Below are 12,356 nucleotides of genomic sequence, written 5' to 3' on the forward strand. Positions count from 1 at the left end.
ATATGACCACCCAAGAGTTAGTAGACCAAATACATAAAAAGAAATCCTTTTTATGTATCGGCTTAGATACAGATTTAGAAAAGATACCAACGTTTTTATTAGAAGAGGAGGACCCAATATATTCTTTTAATAAAGCTATTATTGACGCGACCCATGATTTGTGTGTAGCTTATAAGCCTAATATTGCATTTTATGAGGCTTATGGAGTGCAGGGTTGGTCTTCACTCAGAAAGACGATAGAATATTTGAATACTAACTATCCAGATATTTTTACGATTGCCGATGCTAAAAGAGGTGATATTGGTAATACTTCTACAAGATATGCTAAAGCATTTTTTGAAGATCTTAATTTTGATTCCATCACTATTGCTCCGTACATGGGAAGAGATTCTGTAGAGCCATTTTTAGCATTTAAGGATAAACATACCATTCTATTGGCGTTAACTTCAAACGATGGGGCTTTTGATTTCCAAACAAAAAAAGTTGATGGTCAAGAGCTTTATAAAGAAGTATTGTCAGTTTCTACAACTTACAAAGATTCTGAGAATTTAATGTATGTGGTAGGCGCTACAAAGGCTGAATACCTTAAAGAAATACGTGAAATTGTACCTAATAGTTTTTTACTTGTACCAGGTGTAGGCGCGCAAGGTGGAAGCTTAGAAGATGTATGTGCTTATGGTATGACCAAAGACATTGGTCTATTGATCAATTCTTCTCGCGGAATTATCTATGCATCTAATCAGCGTGATTATGCTGAAGCTGCTAAACTTAAAGCCAAAGAATTGCAAATAGCAATGGAAATAGAAATGTCTAGATTAAACAAGATTCTCTAAAGTTCTTTTAATTTTGTGTGCCTTTTGTTCGAAAAACTCTCCTAAATGGTTATTGGATTGCAAGTTCGAAGCTTTGTCAATAAAATTTTGATATTGATATTCTAATAAAGTGATAATGTCAGGATTTGCTGCTATCGGTTTTACCGATCCTACTTTACAATATTGCTTTTCCATACTACTAAAATTAAGTTCTTACAAATATACGGGCAGTTTCAATTTTTGGACGTCAGCATGTTGGGCAATACAACTAATTATTAGGTAATTTGTCTTTTTTTTAACACTTATGTAATGAAAACTTTAAAATCACGCTCATTTTTGGCAATATTCATTTATGCTAATTAGAATGTGGAAAAGAATCGATACATTGTAAATTAACTTATTCGAAAGGGATTCAGATTTGCTTCATTATATAACTTATAAACATAAGGCTTCTACGGTCTGGGTCACTTTTGTACATGGTGCAGGTGGCAGTTCTTCTATATGGTTCAAACAGATTCGTGAGTTTAAAAAGCATTTTAATGTGTTGCTCTTAGATTTAAGGGGGCATGGAAATTCTAAGCCAAACCTTAAAAATGTATTTGACGAGAAATATACATTTGATGTCATTACTAATGATATAGTTGAGGTAATTAATTTTGAAAATATTGAAAAATCACACTTTGTAGGAATATCTCTTGGTACTATCTTGATACGTAATTTAGCTGAAATGCATCCAGAGCGCGTAGAAAGTATGGTTATGGGTGGTGCGATAATGAAATTAAACCTGCGTTCTCAAATACTCATGAAACTTGGTATAATTTTTAAAACTATTATTCCTTATCTATGGTTGTATAAGTTTTTTGCATTTATAATAATGCCAAATAAAAATCATAAGGAATCTCGTTCTCTTTTTGTAAGAGAGGCTAAAAAGCTATACCAAAAAGAATTTATACGCTGGTTTAAACTTACTTCAGAGATAAACCCTTTACTACGATTCTTTAGAGCTGCCGATATTAAAATTCCTACACTGTATGTAATGGGTGAAGAAGATTATCTATTTCTTCCTAGTATTCGAAAGATTGTTGGGTTTCATCAAAACTCGAAGCTTTTAGTAGTTGAAGACTGTGGTCATGTAGTTAATGTAGAACAGCCGAAGTTTTTTAATGATGAAGTAATAAAATATTTATCCTTCCCGGTTAAAATTAGTGATTAAATTATTTTAAAAACATTTTGATTTTTTGTGATTACTCGTAATTAGGTAAAAACAAAAAACCGGTGCTCCCACCGGTTTTTAACTAACTAACTCAAAAAATAACTATCTCAAAAAATTGAAAATGAATACGTTGGCATATTGTTCTCTATCAATTTTAACGCAATATTTTTTAAGTTATTGTCGTAAGTGTTAAAAACTATTTTTTATCCTGAAGGGCAAATACTTTTTTAAGTACATCTGTAGTGCGTGATGATAGTTTTGTCCTAATTTCTTCTTCCTCTACTGCGATCATTGTGTAAACCCCAGAAAGGGCTTCTTTGGTTACGTAGTCAGTTAAATCGGGGTTTACATTCGTTGTTAAGGGTATTGCATTATAACGTGATATAATTGTACTCCAAATTTCATCAGCGCCTACCTTTTTAAATGATGCATTAATGATAGGGTTGAATTTATCATATAAAGCAGTATTGGTCTTAGTTTCTAAATATGTAGTTGCTGCATTATTGTCTCCTAAAAGAATATTCTTGGCATCTACGAAAGACATTTCCTTTACCGCATTAACGAAAATTGGTGTTGCTTCAGAAACCGCATCTTCTGCAGCACGATTTAAAACTTTTAATCCCTCATCTGCTAAGTTCCCTAAGCCTATGTCTCGTAAAGTTTTATCTACTTTTTGTAATTCTTCAGGCATCAGAATTTTGACCAAATCATTTTTATAAAATCCGTCGGTCTTGGTTAGTTTACTTACTTGTTTTTCGATTCCCTGATCAAGTGCTTCTTTTAATCCGTTTGCTATAGCTTCATTGCTTAAACCGGTACTGGTAGATCCCGGTAATTGGTTCACTATTTGTTGAAGTTCGGTACAAGAAAATACGAGGAACACACTAAAAAATAAGCTTATTTTTTTTATCATAATTATATTATTAAGGTCTAACATAGGTTACGAGAAAATAACGGTTTTATTGTTGTATACCATTGTTTTTCGTGCTATATGAAGTTTTACTCCTCTAGAAAGTACAATTTTCTCTAAGTCTCTACCTTTAGTTATAAAATCTTCGATTGAGTGAGAGTGGGTTACCGTAGTAACATCCTGTTCAATAATTGGACCTTCATCTAACTCTTCTGTTACATAATGGCTAGTAGCGCCAATAATTTTTACACCTCTTTTAAATGCTGCGTGATAAGGTTTCGCGCCAGCAAACGCAGGTAAAAATGAGTGATGTATATTTATTATTCTATTAGGGAATTTACTTATAAGATTGCCACTTACAATTTGCATATACCGTGCGAGAACAATGAAATCAATTTCATATTTTTCAAGCAATGCCAATTGTTCTTTTTCTGCTTCAACTCTATTTTGCTTATTAAATGGAATGTGAAAAAAGGGAATTTCAAATTGATCTGCAATATGCTTTAAATCAGTATGATTACTTAGCACAAAAGGTATTTCAACCGCTAATTCACCTGAACGATATCTACTTAATAAGTCGTATAAACAATGGTTGTATTTAGAGACGAAAATTGCCATTTTGGGTAACTTATCATCGGTATGTAAGCTCCATTCCATAGAATAAGGCGAAGCCAGTTCATCTTGAAATAAAGACTTAAAATAATCAAGATTTGAAAAAGCACTGTCGAATTCGACAACAGTACGCATGAAAAAAACGTTTGCAGGTTTGTCTACATGCTGATCGAGATAAACGATGTTACCGTGATTTCTGTGTATAAAACCGGTAACGGTACTTATGATACCAGATTGATCTGGGCAATGAACTAAAATAGTGGTTTTCAATTGAGTAGTAATTAAGCTGCCAAAAATAGGGCATAATTCTTAAAATACTAAGTAATCAATTTAATATTGGTAGTAAGAACAGCATCTATAAATGCTCAGATTTCCATTTTTTATAGAATTTTCTGAAACTCTTGATCTCTGCACGAAGTAAGTTAATGTATTCCGTTTCTTTTACACCATCTTTTTCTAAGCCTAAGCAATAAGAATTTATATTCCTTATAATTATATTAATGTAGGATATATTTTCTAAACGTTCAGAATTGCAATTAGAATATTCTACTTGAGCTATTTTTTGAGGTATAAGTATCGCATCAGTTAAAATAGAATTAGCCATAATATCTCTAAGGCTCTTAGATTCATAAAGTCGCATAAGGTCCTTATTTAAAGAAACATATGAAGCAATCTCTCTACTCATGGTACAAAGTTCCAACGCTTTTCTATAAATAGGTAAATTTTTTAAACTTCGATATGCCATGTTGTGGGGTAATAATGGGACTATATAAAATTACGTTAGTTATTCCATAATTTTCTATCGATTGTAAATGTATTTCGTAATTTTACTTTAGTTACATTAATTTTAATTGAATATACTTTTGAATCCAAAGATAGACGAGCTTAACTGGAAAATACTAAGGCAGTTACAAAATAATGCAAGAGAATCGTTCGCCAATATTGGGCGTATAGTAGGGCTAACTGCACCTGCTGTCGCTGAACGGGTGAAAAAAATGGAGGACCTTGGTATTATTTTAGGTTATAAAGCTTCGGTCTCACACGCACTAACAGGTCATCAACTTAAGGCTATTATAACGCTTAGGGCTTTTATGGGTAAGTTAAAACCTTTTTTGGCTGTGGTGCCTACCTTACATGAAGTTATAAATTGTTATAGAATTACAGGAAATGAAAATATTGTGATGGAAGTCGTATTGAAGGATCAATTTCACCTTGAAAAGTTTATAGATCAACTTATTCAATATGGTGAAACCAGAACTCATATCGTACTATCGCAAGTAATTTCAAATGCACCGATGCATAAAATAAAATAGATTCGATGGTATTAATATTAATTCTTTTTTAAAAAGTATAATTAAATTTAAATCGGATATTGAAGCTTTATTAAAGGCAAGTGATTCTTAAGAAATTAATTTTTTGGCTAGATTTTTGATGCAAATTAAATGATGAAAAAAATACTATTCTTTGCTTTGGTTTTGATATCAACCACAAATTATTCTCAAGAACTGAGATTATTAAGAGGTGCAATTACAGAAAATGTAGTAGTGAACGATTCTTTAAAAGAAACTTTTTCACTCTATTTGCCCTCTACTTTTGATGTTCGGAAACCTTGGCCTATAATTTTTGTATTTGATTTAAAAGGCAGGGGCAAGGCTTCTGTTTCAATGATGGTAAATGCTGCTGAAAAAGAAGGTTATATTTTAGCAAGTTCAGATAATGTAAATGATTCTTTATCTATTTCTGAAAATGTTCTGATTGCTAATAGAATGTTCAACGCTTCAATAAATATAGTTCCTGTAGCCAAGGATCGCACATATACGGCAGGTTTTGGAAGTGGTGCAATGTTTGCCTCAATTTTACCAACGTTCATAAAGGAAATAAAGGGTGTTGTTTCTATAGGTGCTTCTGTTGGTAATATTGAAATCTTGAATTCAAAACAAACATTTCAATTTATAGGTATTGTAAATAGGTCTGATTATAGTTTTAGAAATATGCTCGATACTCAGCAAATTCTTAATAAGATGAAATTCCCAAATGAATTATTGGTTTTTGATGATGATCGAATTTTACCTGATATCAAGACGATTGCTAGCGCTTTTAGGATACTTACCTTAACGAGTATGGCAAAAGGTGATGTTCAGCGAAATGATAGTTTAATTGCTGATTCTTATCAGCAGTTTATGACAAAAGCAAATATTTTTGCTTCAAGCGAAAAACCGATTTTAGCAAACTATCTATTGTCAGATATAGAGAAAGTATTCAACCCATTGGTTGAATTGGATTCTCTTAAAATTTCTCAAAAGTCTTTGCGTCGCAGTAATTCTTATAAAAAGGCAAATAGAAATCAGAATAGCTATTTTTTGAAAGAATCCTTTTTAAAGGAAGATTATAGCTATTATTTAGAGGAAGATATTATTTCATATAATTATGCAAACTTAGGATGGTGGAATTATCAGATGGAAGATTTAGCGAAACTCGACAAAAGCGCTGTGCTTTACGAACGTCAAATGTCTAGCAGATTAAGAGGTTATATAAATGCATTAATTTCTGATAATATTGATTTTATTTCTGCAGATAAAGAAGTTGATTTAGAAGCGCTGAATTTATTATATATGATAAAAACCATTACAGATCCGTCAGATTATGCTCCTTATTTAAAGGTTATTTCTACTAGTTCTAAAATGGAAGATTATGGCACTGCATTGTTTTATTTAGAAGAGCTTTTGAAAAATGGTTATACCGACAAAAGTGAACTGTATGAACTAGAGAATACCGCTTTATTTCGTATTACGCCAGAGTTCAACATGCTTGTTGAGAAATACTTAAGGGATGCTCGTTACGAGATTATTGAACAGTAAGATGAGGAACTTGTTCTAAATCCCAATCGATAACCAATCCTTTTGCTAGTGATTCGGTAATTTTTTTTCCATATAGAACTTCACATAAATATAGCGCAGCTTTAAAACTTTTTGCGCCACCTGCAGAGGTAATGTATTTGCCATCGTGAACAAAAAGCACATTGTCCTTTACATCAAGGTTTGGAAACATTTTTTTATAATTTTCAACATCACTGGGGAAAGTAGTCGATGCTACAGAGTCTAGTATCCCAGATTCAGCTAAAAGAAATGCACCATCGCAATGACTGGTTATGTAAAGTGCAGTTTTATCGATCTTTTTAATTAAGCTTAACATGGTGGTGTCTTTTAAGTCTTTATCCATTGAATGTTCAGCGCTTGGTACTACGAGAATATCTATTCTTGGTAAATCATCTTTCGTATAATCAAAGTCTGGAAGAATGCGAACACCTTCGAAAGTAGTAATCGGTTTCAGTGTATTTGCTACTGTAAATGTATTCATTGCCTTAATACCTTCTCTAAATTTGGTATGTTGAAAAATATCGTAAGGCGCGGTGAATTCAGTATTAAAAGTGCCGTCCATAATTAAAAATGCCACGTTATAATACTCAGGGTTAAGCTTTGGCAAAACTCTTATTTCTTCGTGTAAAGGTTCTTTTGTTGGCTTTTGTCGCTCACAACTAAATGTAGTAAGAAGCGCAAGTATAAAAAAGTATCTGAAGTTCATAAGAATAGTATTAATGTGTAAAGTACGATTATATACAAAAATGGTACAATGAATAAATTGTATTTTTGAAAGGTAAACGAAGAAAGAATGAAGGTATTTGTAATTATTGCGGTTATGTTTATGTTATTTTCTTGCAAGCAAGAAAAGAAGTACCATGACGTAGATCATGATAAAAAGTCGTTGGTTACATCGGATAAACTTGCTGATATTTTAAAGTTTCAAGAAAAGTTAAATGCCGAATTTAAAAATCCCGAAACGTCTCCGTTGGCAGATAGGTTTCGAATAGATTTCGAAACACTAGACTTTTTTCAGCCCGATACTAATTATGTGATAGTTGCGGAATTTATTAGAACACCAGAAGCTTTGCCGTTTTCTATGCCGACTACAACCGAGCGTGAATCAACTGAAGTGGTATATGGTATTGCAAAATTCACCTTAAACGGGAAAATTCAACAGTTAGAAATTTATCAAACTCCAGAATTGATTTCTCAAGAAAAATATAAAAATTACTTATTTCTGCCTTTTACAGATGCTACTAATGGTGAAGAAACGTATGGTGGTGGACGATATCTTGATTTAAGAATTCCTGATGGAAATCAAATTGTATTAGATTTTAATAAAGCTTATAATCCATATTGTGCTTACAATAAAAAATATTCTTGTCCTTTGGTGCCAGCGGTTAACAATATTGACTCGGAAATAAGAGTAGGGGTGAAGGCATTTGAACATTAGGTTGCAGAAATAAAAAACTCGGCTAAATGCCGAGTTTTTAAACTTAAACTAATATAATCATCAATTATAAAATTCATTTAATTAGAACGAGTATATAGCAGCAATTACAAAAGAAGAAAGACTTTTTTGTGCAACTAAATCGCTGTCTACGAAATATCCAGATTCATCAGAGGCAGAATCTAAACGTAATTCTGGTTTGATGGTTAAATTGTCGACTGAATAGCTTCCAGTTAAAGTTACCGCAAATACGCTAGACTCGTCAACTCCTGTTCCTATAGCGCCAAAATCACCATCTAATTCTGCGAAATATTCACCTCTAAGACCAATTGTGAAATCTTCGGAAGTAGTTAATTGAGGGTAAAGTGCAACACCTGCAAATCCTGCTGCGTTGTCTCCACCATCAAAATAAGCTGCGTTCAATCCTAAGAAAAAATCGTCAGCTAAATCAAAACCACCTGTATAATCTATTTCATATGCGCCATTGTCCATCAATAAATTAAGGTATTGACCACTATAGCCTAATTGAGCACCATAGGCATATTTACCGTCAAGGTTTAGCTCAGTTACATCGGTACGGTTCATTACTGCAAGCATTAAACTAAAGTCATCAGATAAAGCAAAGTCAGCTTTTAGACCTGTATGTGAAAACGGACCGTATGAGAATAAATAAGATGTGCTATAGTTGAAATTAGCAGTTGGAGAAATTACTTCGTACCCTAAAAAGGTATTGAAATTACCAAAAGTTAATTTTACATCATCACTAACATTCCAATAAGCATATAATTGATTTACAATATTTCCTGTTGCAGAATAGATAGGTGAAGCGAAAATAGCATCTGTTCCTCTTGGACCGAAAACCAAATCAGCAACGAAACCTACTTTTTCACCTTCGTAGCCAGCAATTACATTAGCCATACCTAATGCGAAACCAGGAAGGTTAGCGAAAGAAGAACCTGGTGCTGCGTTTGGTACTCCACCAGGTGCAGAATTATCACCATTTAAATTTGCTCTGTAATAAGCATCAATTGAACCGCTCAAAGTAAAGCTTGGCGTTGATTCTTCATCTTCTTGTGCAAGAACACTTGACGCAGCAAGTAAAATAAGACCTGATGCTAAGATATTTTTTACGTATTTTGTATTGATAACTGTTTTCATAAATTTTGTTTTTAATTCCCACAAGGGATTAATTAGTTTGAGAAAATAAATTTGTTGAAAGGTTATGTAACGGAGCGCTCTGCAAAGCGCTCCGTATTTTTTAATTTAGTGATCGTTCATTCTAAAATCTGCATAAGCATCCATACCGTGTTCATGAATATCTAAGCCTTCTACTTCTTCTTCTTTAGATACTCTAAGTCCTAATGTAACTTTAAGTACGCCTAATATTATTATAGATGTTACAACACAGAAGCCACCTACTATTAGTACTCCATAAAGTTGTGTCATAAATTGAGCACCACTTGCCAAGTTTCCGAAAATACCAACAGCTAAAGTCCCCCAGATACCACAGATTAAGTGAACCGCTACTGCACCTACAGGATCATCTAATTTTAATTTATCAACTAAGGCAACGCCACCTACTATTATTATACCAGCTAGAAAACCGATTACAACTGCTTCATTTGGTGACATTAAGTCTGCACCTGCAGTAATACCAACCAGACCACCAAGAATACCGTTAAGAAACATGGTCAAATCTAAATTTTTATAAAGTATAGTAGAGGTTATCATTGCTCCGAATCCACCTGCTGCTGCGGCTAAACTTGTAGTAACCAATACTAGTGAAGTTAATTCTGGGTCTGCAGATAATACTGATCCGCCGTTGAAACCGAACCAACCTAACCATAGTATCAAAACACCTGCTGTTGCCATTGGTATACTGTGACCTGGTATTGCATTTGGTTTACCGTCCTTACCGAATTTTCCAATTCTTGCACCTAATAAGGTTATGGCAACCAAAGCAGCCCATCCACCAACAGAGTGTACTAATGTCGAACCTGCGAAATCATAGAATCCCCATGAATCCAAGAATCCTCCACCCCATTTCCAAGCTCCTACTATAGGGTAGACTAGGCCTACATAGATTACGGTGAAAATCATGAAAGAACCTATTTTAATACGCTCAGCAACGGCTCCAGATACAATGGTAGCTGCAGTTGCCGCGAACATACCTTGAAATAGAAAATCTGTCCACCAAGTATAGCCACCATCTGCATATTCAGCTGTCATGCCTCCTTCAGGGGCAGCAATACCAAAGCTATCCATGCTAAATTTTATTAGTCCCAAGTCACCATCTTCGAAACCAGGGTACATTAAATTGAAACCCCATGCATAATAAAGAAGTAAACCACCTGTGATAATAAATATGTTTTTAAATAATATGTTAATTGTATTTTTTTGTCTGGTCAATCCTATTTCTAGAAAAGCAAAACCAGTATGCATGAAGAATACCAATGCGGTAGCCAACATCATCCATACGTTATTTGCTGTAAATAATCCTGCGTCCATTTCTTTTCGTTTTAGTTAGTTTTTTAAATTTTTAGTTGATGCCTGCCAAACCATTTTCTTTGGTTCTAATTCGGTAAGCTTCCAATACTTCGGATACAAATATTTTTCCATCACCTACATTACCTGAGTATGCAGCTTCAAGTATTGAATTCACTGTTTTTTCTAGAAAGTCATCAGATACTACTATAGATAGGTGTCTACGTTGTATATCCGTTGTACTATATGAAATACCACGATAAACATGACCTTGTTTTTCATTTCCAACCCCAGTTACGTCCCAGTAACTAAAGAAGTTAACCTCTATTTGATGTAATGCCTCTTTGACATCGTCAAACTTTGATTTTCTGATAATTGCCTCAATTTTTTTCATTTGACTAAGTTTTTGATAATGCCAAATATATGTTAAATACATTCACCCCCTAAAATAATTAGGGGGTGAATGTATATTTTTATGAGTATCATAATTTACACCCTATAAATTTTAGGGTATTGATAGTATATGTTGATTATTTTACAAATAAGTGGAATGGGGTAATGAGGATAATCATGAATTTTGATTGAATCGTCAGAAAATTCAGTATTTATCTACCGATTGTTTAATAAAACAGGAAATAGTTAAAAAATAATCAAATAATAAAAAATTTGGTATTGATTGTTGGTTTTATAACATTTTGCAAAGCCAAAGGCCAAATGAGATGGCTAGAATGCCTAACGCAACACTTAAACCTAAGTAAAGGGAAGTGTAAAGAATAGAAGATTCCTTTAAAAGAAGATTGCTTTCTAATGCGAATGTAGAGAAAGTTGTAAAGCCCCCGCAGAAACCGGTAGCTAATAAAAGGGTTTGATTTTGATTTATATAGTTGTGCTTTAAAGAAAAACCTATAAGTATGCCTATTAAAAGGCAACCTATAATATTTACTAAAAAAGTACCTAGATAGAAATTTGAATAGTAGGAATTGAGGTTTTTTGAAATCCAGTATCTTAAGATACTACCTAAACCTCCTCCTAAGAAAACGAGCAAAAAATGTTTCATACCTTATAAAGGTAAAAACTAAACTGCTTTCTTGTAGCTAGATGTAAGTAAATCTAAAGGATAGATTACAGAAGTATGTTGATTGGATAATTCTTGAGAAGATTGTTTCGATTTTTGAGAAACACTTAACAAGCTAACTACCACCATCGCGATATTAATACCTACTAAAACTAAAAAAATTGTAAGAAATGTCATCATAATTAATTGCCATGTATAGATGAATAACGCAAAATTACGTTATTTGGTATATTATACGGGCAAAAAGGCTATTTTGTTGTAAAAATGTTAATTTTTGTGGTGTAGGTGAAATATTAACTAATTTTTTAGTAAAAACTTGATGCAAAGCAGTGAGACTAAGAATAATACAAAGAATAAGCCAATCCATTTAACACCTTTGTAGTTCTTTTGATGTAGTTTAAAGTCTTTTTTATAGGAAATGATAATAATAATGACGAAAACCACTGCGAATCCAATGGCAAAAATGATTTGTCCTGTGCTAAACATATTTCCTATTTTTACGCAAAGCTAACGGAAAACGGTAAAATAAAGATGAAAAACAAAATCAAAGCGGTCAAAGAATTCCATAATTCTTTTGGTCTAGGTGTTTCGGAGGATATGATAGCAGACTTGGGGGAAGCAAAGAATACGTTGCGTTTTAACCTTATGGATGAAGAAAATAAGGAATATTTAGAAGCGGCTCAGAATAATGACCTTGTTGAAGTAGCGGATGCCCTTGGTGATATGTTGTATATTTTATGTGGCACTATTTTAGAACACGGTATGCAATATAAAATAGAGGAAGTGTTTAATGAGATACAGAGAAGTAATATGAGCAAATTAGGGGAAGATGGTAAACCTATATATAGGGAAGATGGTAAAGTGCTTAAAGGTCCAAATTATTTTAAACCAAATATTGAGATAATTCTTGATAAATAAAAAGGGGCCGATCGGCCCCTT

16 protein-coding genes are annotated in these 12,356 nt (G+C 33.1%); 6 read left to right on the top strand and 10 right to left on the bottom strand.

Annotation, left to right across the window (positions count from 1 at the left end; genetic code table 11):
* Nucleotides 1–2 precede the first annotated feature (2 nt).
* Nucleotides 3–833, top strand: coding sequence for an orotidine-5'-phosphate decarboxylase (gene pyrF / locus AACZ41_RS08565; protein ID WP_339627992.1), 831 nt, complete (start codon nt 3–5; stop codon nt 831–833).
* Here pyrF and AACZ41_RS08570 read toward each other — a convergent pair.
* Nucleotides 816–1,007 (bottom strand): hypothetical protein, encoded by a 192-nt coding sequence (locus AACZ41_RS08570; RefSeq protein ID WP_339627993.1) that lies wholly within the window; start codon nt 1,005–1,007, stop codon nt 816–818. The genes pyrF and AACZ41_RS08570 overlap by 18 nt on opposite strands.
* 223 nt (nt 1,008–1,230) lie before the next feature.
* Between AACZ41_RS08570 and AACZ41_RS08575 the strand changes: the two genes are divergently transcribed.
* On the top strand, nt 1,231–2,025 hold the full coding sequence (locus tag AACZ41_RS08575) for an alpha/beta hydrolase (RefSeq protein WP_339627995.1): 795 nt from the start codon (nt 1,231–1,233) through the stop codon (nt 2,023–2,025).
* Nucleotides 2,026–2,221: 196 nt separating this feature from the next.
* Here the strand turns inward: AACZ41_RS08575 and AACZ41_RS08580 are convergent, their stop codons facing one another.
* The 3 genes from AACZ41_RS08580 to AACZ41_RS08590 form a co-directional block, all read right to left on the bottom strand.
* Nucleotides 2,222–2,938, bottom strand: a complete 717-nt coding sequence (locus AACZ41_RS08580; RefSeq protein ID WP_339627997.1) for a DUF4197 domain-containing protein — start codon at nt 2,936–2,938, stop codon at nt 2,222–2,224.
* Nucleotides 2,939–2,965: 27 nt separating this feature from the next.
* Nucleotides 2,966–3,817, bottom strand: coding sequence for a formyltetrahydrofolate deformylase (gene purU, locus AACZ41_RS08585; protein WP_339627998.1), 852 nt, complete (start codon nt 3,815–3,817; stop codon nt 2,966–2,968).
* Nucleotides 3,818–3,902: 85 nt separating this feature from the next.
* Complete coding sequence (locus AACZ41_RS08590) at nt 3,903–4,292, bottom strand: hypothetical protein (RefSeq protein ID WP_339627999.1); 390 nt, start codon at nt 4,290–4,292, stop codon at nt 3,903–3,905.
* Between the two features lie 118 nt (nt 4,293–4,410).
* Here AACZ41_RS08590 and AACZ41_RS08595 point away from each other — a divergent pair, with 118 nt between their 5' ends.
* Both AACZ41_RS08595 and AACZ41_RS08600 read left to right on the top strand, forming a co-directional pair.
* Complete coding sequence (locus AACZ41_RS08595; RefSeq protein ID WP_339628000.1) at nt 4,411–4,860, top strand: Lrp/AsnC family transcriptional regulator; 450 nt, start codon at nt 4,411–4,413, stop codon at nt 4,858–4,860.
* Between the two features lie 129 nt (nt 4,861–4,989).
* Nucleotides 4,990–6,405, top strand: a complete 1,416-nt coding sequence (locus AACZ41_RS08600) for an alpha/beta hydrolase (protein WP_339628001.1) — start codon at nt 4,990–4,992, stop codon at nt 6,403–6,405.
* Here AACZ41_RS08600 and AACZ41_RS08605 read toward each other — a convergent pair.
* Nucleotides 6,392–7,129 (bottom strand): DJ-1/PfpI family protein, encoded by a 738-nt coding sequence (locus tag AACZ41_RS08605; protein WP_339628002.1) that lies wholly within the window; start codon nt 7,127–7,129, stop codon nt 6,392–6,394. The genes AACZ41_RS08600 and AACZ41_RS08605 overlap by 14 nt on opposite strands.
* An 87-nt stretch (nt 7,130–7,216) precedes the next feature.
* Here AACZ41_RS08605 and AACZ41_RS08610 point away from each other — a divergent pair, with 87 nt between their 5' ends.
* Nucleotides 7,217–7,861: a DUF1684 domain-containing protein gene (locus AACZ41_RS08610; protein WP_339628003.1), complete on the top strand. Its 645-nt coding sequence runs from the start codon at nt 7,217–7,219 to the stop codon at nt 7,859–7,861.
* Nucleotides 7,862–7,942: 81 nt separating this feature from the next.
* Here the strand turns inward: AACZ41_RS08610 and AACZ41_RS08615 are convergent, their stop codons facing one another.
* From AACZ41_RS08615 to AACZ41_RS08635, 5 genes are all read right to left on the bottom strand, one after another.
* Entirely contained in the window at nt 7,943–9,016 is a 1,074-nt protein-coding gene (locus AACZ41_RS08615) for an outer membrane beta-barrel protein (protein ID WP_339628004.1), read from the bottom strand.
* A 105-nt stretch (nt 9,017–9,121) separates the two neighbouring features.
* On the bottom strand, nt 9,122–10,366 hold the full coding sequence (gene amt, locus AACZ41_RS08620) for an ammonium transporter (RefSeq protein ID WP_339628005.1): 1,245 nt from the start codon (nt 10,364–10,366) through the stop codon (nt 9,122–9,124).
* A gap of 31 nt (nt 10,367–10,397) precedes the next feature.
* Nucleotides 10,398–10,736, bottom strand: a complete 339-nt coding sequence (locus AACZ41_RS08625) for a P-II family nitrogen regulator (protein WP_079510788.1) — start codon at nt 10,734–10,736, stop codon at nt 10,398–10,400.
* Between the two features lie 291 nt (nt 10,737–11,027).
* Entirely contained in the window at nt 11,028–11,399 is a 372-nt protein-coding gene (gene crcB, locus AACZ41_RS08630; RefSeq protein ID WP_339628006.1) for a fluoride efflux transporter CrcB, read from the bottom strand.
* An 18-nt stretch (nt 11,400–11,417) separates the two neighbouring features.
* Complete coding sequence (locus AACZ41_RS08635) at nt 11,418–11,597, bottom strand: hypothetical protein (protein WP_143057800.1); 180 nt, start codon at nt 11,595–11,597, stop codon at nt 11,418–11,420.
* A gap of 351 nt (nt 11,598–11,948) precedes the next feature.
* On the opposite strand from AACZ41_RS08635, the gene AACZ41_RS08640 reads away from it, so the two are divergent.
* Nucleotides 11,949–12,335 (top strand): nucleoside triphosphate pyrophosphohydrolase family protein, encoded by a 387-nt coding sequence (locus AACZ41_RS08640; RefSeq protein WP_339628007.1) that lies wholly within the window; start codon nt 11,949–11,951, stop codon nt 12,333–12,335.
* Nucleotides 12,336–12,356 lie beyond the last annotated feature (21 nt).

The sequence above is a fragment of the uncultured Maribacter sp. genome (genome assembly GCF_963974015.1).
Classification (GTDB): Bacteria; Bacteroidota; Bacteroidia; order Flavobacteriales; family Flavobacteriaceae; genus Maribacter.